Genomic DNA, 15202 nt, shown 5'->3' on the forward strand with positions numbered 1-15202 from the left:
GTCACACTCCGCACTGCGCTCGTTCCTCGCTCCGTACGTCGCCGTTCCAGCATTCGGGTCACGCTCCCCACCGCGCTCGTCCCGCACGCCATCTCAGTACTCCACGTCCTGCGAGCGGCGGCGGACGACCGTCACCTCGTCGCGCTGGTTGCCGGTCGGGCCGAGGTAGTTGAACGCGTAGGCGAGCTGCGCGTAGCCGCCGATGAGGTGGCTGGGCTTCACGAGCAGCCGGGTCAGGGAGTTGTGGATGCCGCCCCGCTTCCCGGTCGTCTCGGCCTTCGGCACGTCGATGAGCCGGTCCTGCGCGTGGTACATGTACACCGTCCCCTCGGGCATCCGGTGCGAGACGATCGCCCGCGCGACCACCACGCCGTTGCGGTTCACGGACTCGACCCAGTCGTTGTCGCGGATGCCGACCTTGGCCGCGTCGCGGTCGCTCATCCAGATCGCGGGGCCGCCGCGCGAGAGCGACAGCATGAAGAGGTTGTCCTGGTACTCGGAGTGGATCGACCACTTGTTGTGCGGGGTCAGGTAGCGGACGGTCACGCCGAGCTCGCCCCTCGGCCCCGCCGGACCCGTCGCGCCCACCGCTCCCTCGCTGAAGAGCGCCTGCATGTTCAGCGGCGGCCGGAACACCGGCAGCCCCTCCCCGAGCTCGGTGATCCAGTCGTGGTCGAGGTAGAAGTGCTGGCGACCGGTGAGCGTGTGCCAGGGCTTGAGCCGCTCGACGTTGACGGTGAAGGGCGAGTACCGCCGCCCGCCGTGCTCGGTCCCGGACCACTCGGGTGACGTGATGACGGTCGTCGGGGCGGCCTGGGTGTCGGCGAACGTGACCTGCTTGCCCTCGTGCTCGGCGGCCAGGTCGGCCATGCGCGTCCCGGTGCGCTTCTCGAGCGTGTGGAAGCCCTGCACCGCGAGCCGGCCGTTCGTCGTGCCGGACAGCGCGAGGATCGCCTCGCACGCGTGCACGTCCCTCGACAGCAGCGGACGCCCGTCGGCCACCGCGCCCGGCGCCCCGGCGGCGATCCGCGCGACGCCGTTCTTGCGCCGCAGGTACTCGATCTCCGGGCCGACGTCGAACGTCACGCCCTTGGTCGTCAGGCCCGCGGTGTCCGGGACCGGCCCGAGGGTCGCGAGCTTCGCGGCGACGGCCGGGTAGTCCCGCTCCACGACGACGAGCTTGGGCATCGTGCGGCCCGGCACCGCGTCGCACTCGCCGGCCTTCCAGTCCTGCACGCGGCCGTGCGGGTTCGCCATCGCGTCCGGCGTGTCGTGCGTGAGCGGGACGGCGACGACGTCCTGCCGGACGCCCAGGTGCTTCACCGACTGCCGGGACAGCTCGCGGGCCAGGGTGTGGAAGATCTCGAAGTCCGTGCGGGTCTGCCACGGCGGCGCGATCGCCGGGCTGAACGAGTTCACGAACGGGTGCATGTCCGTGGTGTTGAGGTCGTGCTTCTCGTACCAGGTCGCCGCGGGCAGCACCACGTCGGAGTACACGGTCGTGCTCGTCATCCGGAAGTCGAGCGAGAGCAGCAGGTCGAGCTTGCCGCTGGGCGCCTCGTCGTGCCACGTGACGTCGCGGGGCCGGGAGCCGGGCGGCGCCTCCGTGGCGCGCAGGTTCGAGTCGGTCCCGAGCAGGTGGTGCAGGAAGTACTCGTTGCCCTTGCCCGACGAGCCGAGCAGGTTGGCCCGCCACACCGTCAGCACGCGCGGCCAGTTCTCGGGGGCGTCGGGGTCCTCCGCCGCGAACCGCAGGCGGCCCTCGGTGAGCTCGCGCGGCACGTACTCCCCGACCGGCAGCCCGGCGGCCTCGGCGTCGGCCGCGAGGTCGAGCGGGTTGCGGTCGAACGTCGGGTAGGACGGCATCCAGCCCATGCGCGCCGACTTCGCGATGACGTCGGCCGTCGTCATCCCGGCGAACGCGCCGCCCGTGCCCGGCGTCGCCGCCGAGAGCGTGTCGGCGCTGAACGGGTCGTAGCGGAACTGGTCCGTGTGCAGGTACCAGTACGCGGTCTGGATCATCGTGCGTGGCGGGCGGGCCCAGTCGTTCGCGGTCGCGTACATCTGCTGGCCGGTGACCGGGCGGACCTTCTCCTGCCCGACGTAGTGCGCCCAGCCGCCGCCGTTGACGCCCTGGCAGCCCGTGAGCGTCGTGAGGGTGAGGAACGTGCGGTAGATCGTGTCCGAGTGGAACCAGTGGTTGGTCCCGGCGCCCATGAGGATCATCGACCGGCCGCGGGACTCCTCGGCGTTGGCCGCGAACTCCCGCCCGATCCGCTCGGCCTTGGCCGCGGGCACGCCCGTGAACTGCTCCTGCCACGCGGGTGTCCCGGGCTGCGACGCGTCGTCGTACCCGGTGGGCCACTCCCCCGGCAGGCCGTCCCGCCCGACGCCGTACTGCGCGAGCAGCAGGTCCAGCACGGTCGTCACGACGTGCTCGCCGACCCGTCGCACGGGCACGCCGCGCCGCGAGGCCGCCGCCGACCCGTCGAGCGTGTCGAACCGCGGCAGCTCGACGACCACCGACTCCGCCGACCCCACGTCGCCGAGCACCGGGCCGCCCGCGCTGAGCAGCGGCTCGACGTCGCCGAGGTCGAGGTTCCAGCGCCCGACGCCCTGCTCGCCGTACCGGTGGCCCAGCGACCCGCCGGGCACCACCGGCCTGTCCGTCCGCGCGTCGAGCAGCACCGTCTTGAACGCCGCGTTCTCGCCCTGCGCCTCCTTCCCCGGCAGGTCCTCGGCGGTGAGGAACTTGCCCGGGACCCAGCGCCCGTCGCGCTCCTCGAGCCGCACGAGGAACGGCAGGTCGGTGAACCGCTGCACGTAGTCCGTGAAGTACGGGACCTGCCGGTCGACGAAGAACTCCTTCAGCGTCACGTGCCCCATCGCCATGGCGAGCGCGCCGTCCGTGCCGGGCTGCACCGCGAGCCACTCGTCGGCGAACTTCACGTTGTCCGCGTAGTCGGGCGAGACCGCGATCACCTTCTGCCCGCGGTAGCGCGCCTCCGCCATCCAGTGCGCGTCCGGGGTGCGGGTCACCGGGAGGTTCGAGCCCCACATGACCAGGTAGCCGGCGTCCCACCAGTCGCCGGACTCCGGGACGTCCGTCTGGTCGCCGAACACCTGGGGCGACGCCACCGGGAGGTCCGCGTACCAGTCGTAGAACGACAGCATCGGGGCGCCGATCAGCGCGTGGTACCGGGCGCCCGCGCCGTGCGACACCATCGACATCGCCGGGATCGGGGAGAACCCCGCGACGCGGTCCGGACCGTGCTCCTTGATGGTGTGGACCTGCGCCGCGGCGACCAGCTCGACCGCCTCGTCCCAGGTGGCGCGCACCAGCCCGCCCTTGCCGCGCGCCCGCTTGTACCGCCTCGCCTTCACGGGATCGTTCACGACGTCCGCCCACGCGAGCACCGGGTCGCCGAGCCGCGCCTTCGCCTCGCGGTACAGCTCGAGCAGCACGCCGCGCACGTACGGGTACCGGACCCGGGTGGGTGAGTACGTGTACCAGCTGAACGCCGCGCCGCGCGGGCACCCCCGCGGCTCGTACTCCGGGGAGTCCGGGCCCACCGACGGGTAGTCCGTCTGCTGCGACTCCCACGTGATGATGCCGTCCTTGACGTACACCTTCCACGAGCACGAGCCCGTGCAGTTGACCCCGTGCGTCGAGCGGACGACCTTGTCGTGGCTCCAGCGGTCCCGGTAGAAGGTGTCGGCGTCGCGCCCGCCGATCTGGTGCAGCGTCCGCAGGTCCTGCGACACGGAGCTCTTCGTGAGGAACCGCCGCGTCCGCAGCAGGGCCTCCGTCACGTCGCCGTCGAGCCGGGGCGGGTCGTTCTGCAGGGTCACGGTGCGCGGTCCTTCCGGGTGGTCGGTTCCAGCGGGTCGTGCGGGTGCGGGGCGGCGTCAGGCGGGGGCGCGCTGCGCTCGGGCGTGGCGGCGGACGGGTCCGCGCGTGAACAGGGCCGTGAGCACGCAGACGACGGCAAGGAGCGCGAGACCCAGGCTGTAGTCGCCGACGACGTCGAACACCGCGCCCATGACGAGCGGCGGCACGAACCCCCCGAGCCCGCCCGCGGCACCGACGAGCCCGGTGACGGCGCCGACCTTCTCGGGCGGCGCGAGGCTCGCGACCAGCCCGAAGGTGGCCCCCGAGGACGCCCCGAGCAGCGCCGCGAGGCCGAGGAACGCGATCGTGCCGACCGGGATGAGCGGCAGCTCGAGCGCCGCCACCCCGGCGAGCACGGCGGCGCCGACGAAGCACACGACGAGCACGGTCGTCGCGTCGTACCGGTCGGTCAGCGCTCCCCCCACCGGGCGCATGAGCACCGCGAGCACCACGAAGCCTGCGGTCCGCAGCGCGGCGTCCTCCTGCGTGAGGTCGAACGCGTTGATGAGGTACGTGGGCAGGTAGACGCTGAACGCGACGAACCCCCCGAAGCCCACGGCGTACAGCACGCTCAGCTGCCCCGTGGCCCGCAGCCGCGCGGTCGCCCACGTGCGCGCGAGGAACGAGCCCTGCGGCACGACCCGCCCCGGGGCGTCGCGCACGAGCAGGCCGGACACCACCGCGTACACCGTCAGCACGCCGGCGACGATGAGGAACGGCGCCTCGGGACCGACCGCGTTCGTCAGCCGCACGGTCGTGAACGCCGAGATCGCCGTCCCGCCCATGCCGAGGCCGAAGATGCCGAGCGCCGTGCCGCGCCGCGCCGGTGGGTACCACGCGTTGACGAGCGGCACCCCGATCGCGAACGCCGTGCCGCCGAGACCCAGGAAGAACCCGCCGACGAGCATCGCCGCGAAGCTCTCCGCGACCAGGCCGACGAACAGCACCGGCAGCACCGTCAGGATGCTCACGGCCGGGAACATGACCCGCGCACCGACGCGGTCCGTGAGCGCGCCCACCGGGATCCGCCCGAGTGACCCGACCACGACGGGCACCGCGACGAGCACCGCCTGCTCGAACCCGGTCAGGTCGAGCCGCTCCCGGTAGGCCGCGCCGAGGGGGCTGATGAGCGCCCACGCCCAGAAGTTGACGAGGAACCCGAGCGTCGCGAGCACGAGGTTGCGGGTCGACCCGCTGGGTGTCGCGGGCGGCGCCGACCGGGCCGTCGCTGCCGCCGTGCGACCCCCGGAGCCGCGCCCCGCAGGCGCCGTCCCGGCACGACCGTGCTGCTGTCCGCTGCGTCCCGACACGGGGCCCCCTCGCAGTTCGTCACGTCGTCGTGACTCCTCGGCAGGTCGTCTCGAACGTAGCACCGGGCGTCCGCGGGGGGCAGGACGTCGGGCCCTTGACCTGCGCGGGGGCGTGGCAATACAGGGGACGCACCCGCACCGGGACGCGCGGTGGCGCGGGACGCCGGAAAGCCGGGGACGTGGCGCGCTCGCGCGGCCTAGGGTGCCGCCGTGATGACCGCCGAGGAGATCCGTCGGCGTGCGGCGCGCATCGAGCACGCCTGCGCCGCGGCGCTCGCGCTCGTCCCGACGCACGACCGCTCCCTGCCGCGCGGCCGCCGGACCGCGGCGTAGCGCGCTCGCGACGACCGTCTGCGGGCGGCCGAGCGTGCCCACGCCGACGCGGGCGCGGTCGTGCGGGCGGAGCACGCAGCGCTCTTCGTCCCGCTCGAGCGGGCGTGCGACGCACTGCCGAGCGGCGACCAGGCGGCCGTCGAGCAGCTGCTCGTGCTCCTCGAGGCGGACCCGTGGTGCTTCGGCTCGGGGTACCTCAAGGCCCGGGTCATGGAGGCGTTCGTGCGGCTCCCCGACCGGGACCCGCGGACCGTGCGCCGGCTCCAGGACGTCGTCGTGCACCGCGCAGCGTGGCCCCAGCGGTGGCTGCTGCGCCCGACCGCCCGCCTCGCGGTGACCGTGTGGGACGACACGCTGCGGGCGCGCATCGAGGCGGTCGCGACGGACGACGGCACCGCCGGCACGGCCGCGCGGATGCTGCTCGACGCCGTGGCACGGCGGCAGGTGCCGGTGCGCTCCTGAGCGGCGGGACGGCGGACGCGCGACGGGTCCCGGCGTGTGCGGTGCGGGACCCGTCGCGCCCGTGAGGTGCGGTCCGGTCAGCGGGCGAGACGGCTCGCCAGGAGCTGCTTGCCCTGCTCGGCGCCCTTGCGGCTCTCGCCCTGCGCGCGTCGGAAGAACTCGGCGAGCTCGGTGTCGCCGTCGCGCTCCGCGTCCTGGACGTAGGTCTCCAGCCGCAGCGCGTTGTCGAGGCACGCCTGCGTGAACCAGAGGATGTTGTAGTCCTTGTCCTTGGTGCCGGTGACGCTTCCCGTCTCTCCTGTGCTGGTCATCGTGGGCTCCTTCGCCCTCGTGCGTGGTGCTCGGGTCCCCGCCCGCAGGTGTGCGGACCGGTGGACCGCTGCGGCGGCGGGCTCGACCGCGAGCACCACCCACGCTTCTCGCATCCGGGCCGCCCCGCAACCCTCGCGGCGCCGCGGTCAGTCGCTCGCCAGCACGACGAGCCGCTGGGTCGCTCGGGTCATCGCGACGTAGCGGTCGACGGTGCCCGCGATCCCCGTGTCCCCCGCTCCCCACACCTCGGGGTCCACGAGCACGACCAGGTCGAACTCGAGCCCCTTGGTCAGCTCGGGGGGCAGCGAGCGCACCCGGTCCCGCGCACGGAAGCCCGGGTCGCCGACGACGACCGCGACGCCCTCGTCGTGCTGCGCGAGCCACGCGCCGAGGATCGCGTCACGCTCCGAGACGTGCGCGTGGAGCACGGGGACGCCGGACCGGCGCACTGCCGTCGGCACGTTCGCATCGGGCAGCACCGACCGGATGACCGGCTCCGCGGCCGCCATGACCTCCTCGGGCGTCCGGTACCCGATCGTCAGCGACGCGACCACGACGTGCGTGAGCCCGACGCGCGCGAGCCGCTCGGTCCACGGCTCGGTGAACCCGTGCCGGGCCTGCGCGCGGTCCCCGACGATCGTGAGGCTGCGCGACGGGCAGCGCGCGAGCAGCATCCGCCACTCGGCGTCGGTGAGCTCCTGCGCCTCGTCGACGACGACGTGCGCGAACGGCCCGGCGAGCAGGTCCGGGTCGGAGCGCCGCGGGGTCTCCGGGTCGACGAGCGCGTCCTGCAGGTCCTGCCCGCGCAGCATCGACATGAGCTGCAGCTCGGAGTCGTCGGTCTCGACGAGGTGCGCGACGACGTCGGCCATCCGCTCGCGCTCGGCGGCGACGGTCGCCTGGTGACGCGCACGTCGACGGGACGCCTCGGGGTCGCCGAGCCGCCGGCGCGCGGCGTCGAGGAGCGGGAGGTCGGCCACGGTCCACGCCTGGGCGTCCGGGCGCTGGAGCGCCGCGACCTCGTCCGGTTCGAGCCACGGCGCGCACAGCCGCAGGTATGCGGGCACCGACCACAGGTCGCCGACGACGTCGGTGGGCTCCAGCAGCGGCCAGGCGCGGCCGAACGCGCGCACGAGGTCCGGGTCTCGCGCGAGCGCCCGGCGCAGGAGCCCGGCGTCCACGTCGTCGTCGTCGCGGTGCTTGTCGACGAGGATCCCCAGCAGCGCGTCCCAGACCTCGTCGCGGGCCTCGTTGTGCGGGGTGCCCGGTTCCGCCGCGTCGAACGCCTCGGACCAGTCGTCGGGCCCGAGCCGCACGTCGGCCCAGTCGGTCTCGACGGTCGTGCCCGTGGTCGGCGGCCGCTCGTAGAACGCGACGGCCCGGTCGACCGCGTCGACCATGCCCGCCGACGACTTCAGCCGCGCGACCTCCGGGTCCGCCTCCGGCCCGGCCGTCGCCCCCTCCGGGACGAGGTCGCGCAGCGTGCACGTCTGCACGCCCTCCTCCCCCAGGCTCGGCAGCACGTCGCCGACGTACGCGAGGTACCGCTCGTGCGGACCGACGAACAGCACGCCGCCACGCCGGTGCCCGAGCCGCGGGTCGGAGGACAGCAGGTACGCCGTCCGGTGCAGCGCGACGACCGTCTTGCCCGTGCCCGGACCGCCGTCGACCACGAGCGCGCCCCGAGACCCCGCCCTCACGATCGCGTCCTGGTCGGCCTGGATCGTCGCGAGGACGTCGCGCATCCGCGGCGAGCGGCTCGCGCCGAGGCTCGCGACGAACGCCGACTGGTCGTCGAGCGCCGCGTGCCCCTCGAGCCCGTCCGGGGCGAAGACCTCGTCCCAGTAGTCGCTGATCCGCCCGCCCGTCCAGCGGTACCGCCGCCGGCTCGTGAGACCCATCGGGTCGGCGTGCGTCGCCCCGAAGAACGGCTCGGCCGCCGAGGAGCGCCAGTCGACGAGCAGCCGGCGCCCGTCCGCGTCCGTGAGGCCCGCGCGTCCGACGTAGACCGGCTCGGACCCGTCGGCGGGGACGGTGCGCCCGAGGCAGAGGTCGAGCCCGAACCGCTGCAGCAGGCGCAGGCGCGCGGTCAGGCGATGGATCTCCTGGTCGCGCTCGAGCGCCGCCGTGCCGCTGACGCCGGGTGCCCGGCGGGCGTCGTCGAGCCGCCTCGAGAGCTCGGCGACCTGCTGCTCGAGGGCCGCGGCGACGGCCGTGAGGTGCTGCTCGTCGGCCGCCGTCAGGGCCGGGTCCGCCTTCGCGGTCAGGTGGTCGGGGAGGTCGAAGGCGCTGGTCGTCACGGGGAGCATGTGTCCGCCCATCTGCGTCGGGACTGCCTGGGCCGGCGATTCTGCGCCCCGACGGGGGTCTTGCCACAAGCCCCCGGGTGGTTTATAGGTTGAGAGTGGCGGGAGGCGGCGGACGCCTGCGCCCCCGTCGATCCCGCCGAGGCGCAGCCCCACGGCGCCGGGTCCTGAGACCGTCCGTGGGCGTGATCGGATGGACCCGTGACCGCACGCGATCAGACCCTCGCCCGCCGCGCCTTCACCACCGTCGCCGTCGTCGAGGCGGTGACCTGGACCGGCCTCCTCGTCGGGATGTTCCTCAAGTACGTCACCGAGACGACCGAGGCCGGCGTGTGGCTCTTCGGCCGCCTGCACGGCGCCGCGTTCCTCGTCTACTGCGTGACGACGCTCGTCGCCGCGCGGGTGCTGCGGTGGTCGTGGCTCGTGACCCTGCTCGCGCTCGCCGCGAGCGTCCCGCCGCTGACGACGCTGCTGTTCGAGGTCGTCGCGCGCAGGCGAGGGCTGCTCGGCGCGCCGCGGCCGAGGACGGAGGACGCGCAGCCCGTACCCGCGCAGGTCGGACGGTGAGGCACGGGCCCCCCGCACCGAGGTGTGCTGAGATCAGGCGCCGGGCCTGAACCAGCCGTCGACCGTCGCGGCGGACCAGGCGACGAGCTCGGCGCAGCACCTCACGGGGACTCCGGCGCTCTCCGCGCCCGCGGCGAGGCGGTCGACGGCGTCGTCCAGGTCACGCGTCCCTGGCGGCGGCCGCAGCAGCCAGAGCCGACCGGGCGGCCGTGCAGGGACGCCGGCGTCGGCCAGGAGCGAGGCGACGACACCCTCCACCTCCGCGTGGTCCCACGCCGACCAGGGGATCTCCGGGCCCGGAACTCCGTCGCACACCGTCCGGACGACGCGCACGGACCGGTCGGGCACCCAGGCGCGCTGCCGCGCCGGCCACACCGCCGGGAGGAAGCACCACAGCGGCGCGTCGGGCGCCAGGTGCCAGCCCTGCGCGCGGGCGGCGGCGACCGACGGCAGGCGCTCGGGCGGCAGCGGCTCCGCCGGCCACGGGTCACGCAGCAGGCCGTCCTCGCCACCCCAGTCGCCGACCACCCGACGAGTCTGACAGCGACGCCGTGCCCTCCGGCGGTGGACGCGGCGCGCGCCCCGGCCCGCGTCGGCCAGGTCCGGAGCGGGCGAGCCGAGCGGTGAGCCAGAGCGGCGAACAGGCGCAGCGGGCTGCGTCCGCGAGCGGACGCCCGGCTACGCTCGACCGACGAGCGGGCCGCTGACGGCAGCGGCCCGGTGACCCGGCGAGGAGGACACGTGCGCGCGGCAGCCCCGGTGCAGGCCCGGCTCACGCGCGCCGCCGCGTCCCCGACGGTCCTGTGGGTTCTCGCCGTCGCCTCCGCGTTCGTCGCGACCGCGAGCGCGTCGCCGTCGCAGGTCTCGCTGACCGCCGCGCTGGGCCTGCTGGCTGCCGCGACGCTGGCCTCGATGGTGCCGCTGCTGCGAGCCGTCGTCGCCCGGGTGGCGGCCGTCGTCCTGCTCGTCCTGACCGCGCGGCACCGTCCGCCGCGCGCACCCCGGCCGGCGCCGCTGCGCCAGCAGGACCCGGCGACACCGGGCCGTCCGCGGCCGCGGGCACCGGGGGCGACGCTGCTCCCGCGGGCCGCCTGACGTCACGCGCCGGACCTGAGGGTCCGCGCGGCGCACCGGGCGTGGTGCGGGAGCGATCGCCTCCCACCCCACCTCTCGCCTGGAGTCCCCCGTGCCCGTCGTCGATGCCGTCCTGTCCGCCTTCTCGACCCTCGTCCACCCGCTGCAGCTGCTCGTCGCGTGGCTGCTCGCGGGCTTCCACCACCTCGGCGCCGCCGCCGGGCTCGACCCCGCCGGGGGCCCCGCCTGGGCGCTGGCGATCGTGGGGCTCGTCGTGGTCGTGCGCCTCGCGCTCGTGCCCCTCGTCGTGGTGCAGGTCCGCGCCCTGCGCGGCGTGCAGGCGATCCAGCCCGAGCTGCGCCGGCTCCGCGACCGGTACGTGGGCCGGACCGACGCCGCGAGCCGTCAGGCGCTCCAGCGCGAGCAGGCCGAGCTGATGCGCACCTCGGGGGCGAACCCGCTGCTGGGCTGCCTGCCCGCGCTCGTCCAGGCGCCCGTGCTGTTCGCGCTGTTCGCGACCGTCCAGGGGCTGAGCCGGCACGAGCCGGTCGGTGCGCTGACGGGTGCGCTCGTGCGCCAGGCCGACGCCGCGACCGTGCTCGGCGCGCCGCTCTCGGGGGTCCTGTGGGGGTCGGGGCACGGGCCGACGATCGCCGTCACCGCGGCGATGATCGTCCTGATGGGGCTGACGCAGCTCGTCACGCAGCGGATCACCGCGACGAGGAACACCTCCCCGGCGTCGCTCGAGGGCAACCCGCTCGCCCGGCAGCAGCAGACCGTCCTGCTGTGGGTCCTGCCGGTGCTCGTCGCGGTGCCCGGGCTGCACGTGCCGGTCGGCGTGCTCCTGTACTGGCTCACCAGCACGGTGTGGTCGCTCGGGCAGCAGCTCGTGGTCCTGCGCGTCCTGCCGAACCCGGGCTCCGCGGCCGACCGTGCGCGCACCGAGCGGCTCGCGCGGCGGGCGGCGCGCGGCTGAGTCGCTCGGGGCGGTCCGTCGTCCCGGCGCGCGCACGGCACCGTCGGCCGTGCGGCCCGGGGCGGTGCGCGGCACCCGGCACGGCAGCACCGTCCTGGGGCCGTGGGCCGGGGTCGGCCCAGGCCTCGACACGACCGCGGCATCGTGGGCACGCTGGGGGGCGGCGGCGCCGGTGAACGGCGAGGCCGGTGGGTGGTCGAGCCGCTGTCGGCCACATTTCCGCACGACCGTGCTGTTATTTTCGGACGATCGTGCTATTTTCGCGGGATGACGACGACCGCCCTGCCCAAGGGACGCCGCACCCGGGACGCCGTGCTCACGCGCGGCGTCGAGCTCGCGTGCCGCGTCGGGCTCGGCGGGCTCACCATCGGCGGGCTGGCCGACGAGGTCGGGATGTCGAAGAGCGGGATGTACGCGCACTTCGGCTCGAAGCAGGCGCTGCAGCTCGCGGTGCTCGACGCGGCCGCCGAGGAGTTCGCGACGACCGTGATCGTGCCCGCGCTGCGGGCCCCGCGCGGCGTGCCGCGGGTCCGCGCGCTCGCCGAGCTGTGGATCCGGTGCGGGCTCGAGCGCCAGCCCGGCGGGTGCCTGTTCGTCAAGGCCAGCACCGAGCTCGACGAGCAGGACGGCCCGGTCCGCGACCGGCTGCGTGAGCAGCACCAGCAGCTCGCGCAGAGCATCGCGCGCATGGTCGCGGGCGGGGTGACCGAGGGGCAGCTGCGCCCCGACACGGACGCCGAGCAGTTCGCGACCGACCTGCACGGCGTGATGCTCGCGATGTACCACGGCTACCGGCTGCTCTCCGACCCCGCCGCCGAGCGCCACGCCCGCACCGCGATCGACCGCCTGCTCGACGCCGCGCGCGCGGAGTCGGCTCGCGGCAACGCCGACGCGTCGTCCGGAGCCCGCGGCGGGGGTGCTCCCGCAGCCGCCGCCGCGGATCCCGCGGTCACCGCCTCCGCATGACCTCCCGCACCGTCCCCACCCGAGAGCAGGCCGCCGCATGAGCGCCGTCGACACGTCCACCCGGACGACCTCCACCCCGGCCCCCGGGCCCCGCACGAGCACCGCCCGCGCGACCCGTCGCCGGCTCGCCGCCCGGGCCCGGCTCGCGTACGTCCGCGGCCGGCTGCGCGTGCTGGGCGTCGTCGCACCCCGCCGCGCCGGTGCCGAGGCGTTCGCGCTCTGGTGCACGCTCCCCGGCGGCACCGGACGCCGCAAGGACGTCCGGCCGTACGCCGGCGAGCTCGTCGAGCTGCCCGCCCCGCGCGGGGGCCGTGTCGTCGCCGAGTCGTGGGGGTCCGGGCCCGTCGTCTACCTGGTGCACGGCTGGGGCGGCTGGCGCGGGCAGCTCGGGGCGTTCGTCGCGCCGCTCGTCGACGCCGGCTACCGCGTCGTCGCCTTCGACGCACCGGGCCACGGCGACTCCGACCCGAGCGTGCTCGGCCCCCGGCGCGGGACGCTCGTCGAGGTCATGGAGGCGCTCGAGGTCGTCGGCGCGCACTTCGGGGACTCGGTGGCGGTCGTCGCGCACTCGATGGGGACGACCGCTGCGTCGAAGGTGCTGAGCGCCGGTCCGCTGCGCACCGAGCGTCTCGTGCTGATCGCGCCCAACCACGACTTCGCCGAGATCCTCGCGGACTTCGACCGCATGCTCCGGCTCTCCCCGCGCGTCCAGGGTCTGCTGCGGGCGGCGCTCGAGGACTTCGTCGGGCACGCGCTCAGCGACTTCGACCTCGCACCGCTGGGCGCCGACGGGCAGCTCCCGCAGACCCTCGTCGTGCACGACCGGCGCGACAAGGAGACCCCGTTCGCGGTCGGTCACCGCGTCGCCGAGTCGTGGCCGACCGCGACGCTCGTCGCGACCGACGGGCTCGGCCACCAGCGGATCCTGCGGGACGAGGCGACGATCGGGCTCATCGTGCGCGACATCGCGGCGCGGCCGTCGACGACCTTGAGCCCGTCGGGCACGGGGCAGGCCTGAGCACCTCCGCCTGACCCGAGCGGGCGCCACCACCACACCCGACGGCGGAGCCCGACCGCGGGTTCACCCGCCGGCCGGGCTCCCGTCCGTCAGCCGAAGTCGAGGATGTCCCCGAGCCAGGACTCCTTCTTCTTCTTGCGGTACGGCTGGTTCCGCGGGTCGCGGCGCGGGTCGTAGTCCCCGCGCTGCCGGTCGTCGCGGTACCGGTCGTCGCGGTAGCCCTCGCCGGAGGGCCGCGCGTAGCCACCGGACGGGTAGGGGTCGGCCGGGTAGGGCGCCGTCGGGTACGGCTGCGCGGGCGGTGCGGCCGGTGCCGACGCCGCCGCCGGGCTCGCGAGCTCGGCCGCGCGGTCCAGGATCTTGTCGAGCTCGCCGCGGTCGAGCCACACGCCGCGACACGACGGGCAGTAGTCGATCTCGACCCCCTGCCGCTCGGACATCACCAGGTCGGCACCGTCGATCGGGCACTTCATCGTGGGCTCCTCGCTCGGTGGGCGGCCGCTCCGCCTGCCGTCAGGGGGACAACGATCCCGTGGCGCCGATCGTGCCCGGCTCCGCGAGCCGCGCACCTGCGCCCGTCCCGCGCCCGTCCTGCGCCCGGTCGCTACCGTGGCCCGATGGGCCTCGACGTCGACGCCGTGCTCGCCGGGCCGCGCGGCCGGCGGCTGTGCTTCGAGCTCGCACGCGGCACGCGGCGCCCGGACGGGGTGCCCGAGGTCGACCGTCTGCGTCAGGCCGCGTTCTGGGCCGCGCACGCGCTCGATCCCGGCCGCGGGACGTCGCGCGCGCTCCTCACCTTGGGCACGGGACCGGTACCCGAGCCGCCCACGTCGACACCCGCGGACGTCGCCCGTCTCGTCGCCGCTCTGCCGCTCGCACCGCTCGGCAGCGACGCGCTCCTGGACGCGCTCGCCGACGCGGTCGACAGCGCCCGCTACTGGCAGGAGCCGGACGGCGAGGACGTGCTCGCCGGCACCCCTGAGGTCCGGGCGGCGCTCCGGCGCGTCGCGGCCCGTGCCGTGACCCACCCCGCGGCCCGGTGGTGGACGACGCCCGTCGACCGGGCCTCCCAGTGGACCGTGACGCCCGAGGGCGACGCGGTGCCGGGCTCTCCCGCGGACGACGTCGTCCCCCGCCCGCCGGAGGACGTCGCGGTGCCGGGAGCGCCCGGGGGCTGCGCGGTCCGCCGGCTCGCCCGGTGGCGTGCCGAGACCGTCGAGGGCGAGGCCCGCGCGGCCCGCGAGCGCCCCGCGGACCAACGGGCGTCGTGGAGCGGGGAGTGGTGGTCGACACCGCCGCGCGAGCTGACCCGGACCACACGCGCGCTCGATGCCGCCGGTCCCGTGGGTCTCCGGCTCGCGGAGGACGCCGACGGCGCGGACCGGGCCGCGACGCAGCGGGTCGACCCTCCGGCGGACGCCGTGGTGCTCGAGCTCGACAGCCCGGAGGCGTGGCTCGACCTGTGCCGGCGCCACCCGCTCGACGTCACCGCGTCGCGACGCCACGACTGGTACCGGACGACCGGCACGAGCACGCGCTGGGTCCTGCCCGACTGGTCCGCTGTCGCGCGCGAGGTCGACGCCGTCCACCTCACCGTCGGCGGTTACCTCTCCACCGCGGGCCGCGCTCTGCCGCTCGGCGACGGACGCGCCAGCACCCTCGCCGGGTGGGACCCCGACTGCACGTACTGGCTCGTGGACGTCCCCGACCGCGCGCTTCCGCCGGCAGAGGCGTGGGAACGGGACGGGTCAGGGGTCTGGTCGCGCGTGCGGCCGTGACGTCGTCCGGCGTCCGGCGTCCGGCGGGTCGTCAGGCGTCCGGCATCCGGGCAGGGCGTCGGGCGTCAGGCGCGGCGCGTCAGCGTCCGCCAGCCGCGCGTGCACGTGCATGTCGTGCCAGCCGTCCGGGTGGCGGCCTTGGCGGCGCAGCGTCCCCTCGGGCAGGTAGCCCGCCTTCGTCGCGACGCGGAACGATCCAGCCGCAGCC

At 75.4% G+C, this 15202-nt stretch carries 13 protein-coding genes; 7 read left to right on the forward strand and 6 right to left on the reverse strand.

The features are described from left to right. Nucleotides 1-93 precede the first annotated feature (93 nt). Both NXY84_RS20625 and NXY84_RS20630 read right to left on the reverse strand, forming a co-directional pair. The gene (locus NXY84_RS20625) at nucleotides 94-3852 is read right to left on the reverse strand and encodes a nitrate reductase subunit alpha (RefSeq protein WP_258724896.1); all 3759 of its coding nucleotides are present in this window, start codon (nucleotides 3850-3852) and stop codon (nucleotides 94-96) included. Nucleotides 3853-3909: 57 nt separating this feature from the next. After that, a complete protein-coding gene (locus NXY84_RS20630; protein ID WP_258724897.1) occupies nucleotides 3910-5067 on the reverse strand; it encodes an MFS transporter in 1158 nt (385 codons plus the stop codon). A gap of 528 nt (nucleotides 5068-5595) precedes the next feature. On the opposite strand from NXY84_RS20630, the gene NXY84_RS20635 reads away from it, so the two are divergent. Beyond that, nucleotides 5596-5997, forward strand: coding sequence for a hypothetical protein (locus NXY84_RS20635; RefSeq protein WP_258724898.1), 402 nt, complete (start codon nucleotides 5596-5598; stop codon nucleotides 5995-5997). Between the two features lie 77 nt (nucleotides 5998-6074). Here NXY84_RS20635 and NXY84_RS20640 read toward each other — a convergent pair whose 3' ends face one another. Next, nucleotides 6075-6308 carry a hypothetical protein gene (locus NXY84_RS20640; RefSeq protein ID WP_258724899.1) on the reverse strand — a complete coding sequence of 78 codons (234 nt, stop codon included), beginning with the start codon at nucleotides 6306-6308 and terminating at the stop codon, nucleotides 6075-6077. A gap of 147 nt (nucleotides 6309-6455) precedes the next feature. Continuing rightward, nucleotides 6456-8618, reverse strand: a complete 2163-nt coding sequence (gene helR / locus NXY84_RS20645) for an RNA polymerase recycling motor ATPase HelR (protein ID WP_258724900.1) — start codon at nucleotides 8616-8618, stop codon at nucleotides 6456-6458. Nucleotides 8619-8816: 198 nt separating this feature from the next. Here helR and NXY84_RS20650 point away from each other — a divergent pair, with 198 nt between their 5' ends. Then, nucleotides 8817-9182 carry a DUF3817 domain-containing protein gene (locus tag NXY84_RS20650; protein ID WP_258724901.1) on the forward strand — a complete coding sequence of 122 codons (366 nt, stop codon included), beginning with the start codon at nucleotides 8817-8819 and terminating at the stop codon, nucleotides 9180-9182. 33 nt (nucleotides 9183-9215) lie between these two features. Here the strand turns inward: NXY84_RS20650 and NXY84_RS20655 are convergent, their stop codons facing one another. Further along, a complete protein-coding gene (locus NXY84_RS20655; protein ID WP_258724902.1) occupies nucleotides 9216-9710 on the reverse strand; it encodes a DUF5956 family protein in 495 nt (164 codons plus the stop codon). Nucleotides 9711-9923: 213 nt separating this feature from the next. Here NXY84_RS20655 and NXY84_RS20660 point away from each other — a divergent pair, with 213 nt between their 5' ends. From NXY84_RS20660 to NXY84_RS20675, 4 genes are all read left to right on the forward strand, one after another. Further along, nucleotides 9924-10277: a DUF6412 domain-containing protein gene (locus NXY84_RS20660; RefSeq protein ID WP_258724903.1), complete on the forward strand. Its 354-nt coding sequence runs from the start codon at nucleotides 9924-9926 to the stop codon at nucleotides 10275-10277. Nucleotides 10278-10368: 91 nt separating this feature from the next. Then, nucleotides 10369-11232 (forward strand): membrane protein insertase YidC, encoded by an 864-nt coding sequence (gene yidC, locus NXY84_RS20665; RefSeq protein ID WP_258724904.1) that lies wholly within the window; start codon nucleotides 10369-10371, stop codon nucleotides 11230-11232. 267 nt (nucleotides 11233-11499) lie between these two features. Then, complete coding sequence (locus NXY84_RS20670; protein WP_258724905.1) at nucleotides 11500-12198, forward strand: TetR/AcrR family transcriptional regulator; 699 nt, start codon at nucleotides 11500-11502, stop codon at nucleotides 12196-12198. Between the two features lie 37 nt (nucleotides 12199-12235). After that, nucleotides 12236-13216, forward strand: coding sequence for an alpha/beta fold hydrolase (locus NXY84_RS20675; RefSeq protein WP_258724906.1), 981 nt, complete (start codon nucleotides 12236-12238; stop codon nucleotides 13214-13216). Between the two features lie 89 nt (nucleotides 13217-13305). Here NXY84_RS20675 and NXY84_RS20680 read toward each other — a convergent pair whose 3' ends face one another. After that, the gene (locus NXY84_RS20680; protein ID WP_258724907.1) at nucleotides 13306-13689 is read right to left on the reverse strand and encodes a zf-TFIIB domain-containing protein; all 384 of its coding nucleotides are present in this window, start codon (nucleotides 13687-13689) and stop codon (nucleotides 13306-13308) included. 144 nt (nucleotides 13690-13833) lie between these two features. Here NXY84_RS20680 and NXY84_RS20685 point away from each other — a divergent pair, with 144 nt between their 5' ends. Further along, nucleotides 13834-14994 (forward strand): hypothetical protein, encoded by a 1161-nt coding sequence (locus NXY84_RS20685; protein ID WP_258724908.1) that lies wholly within the window; start codon nucleotides 13834-13836, stop codon nucleotides 14992-14994. Nucleotides 14995-15202 lie beyond the last annotated feature (208 nt).

Origin of the sequence: Cellulomonas sp. NS3 (genome assembly GCF_024757985.1) — a bacterium.
Lineage (GTDB): Bacteria > Actinomycetota > Actinomycetes > Actinomycetales > Cellulomonadaceae > Cellulomonas_A.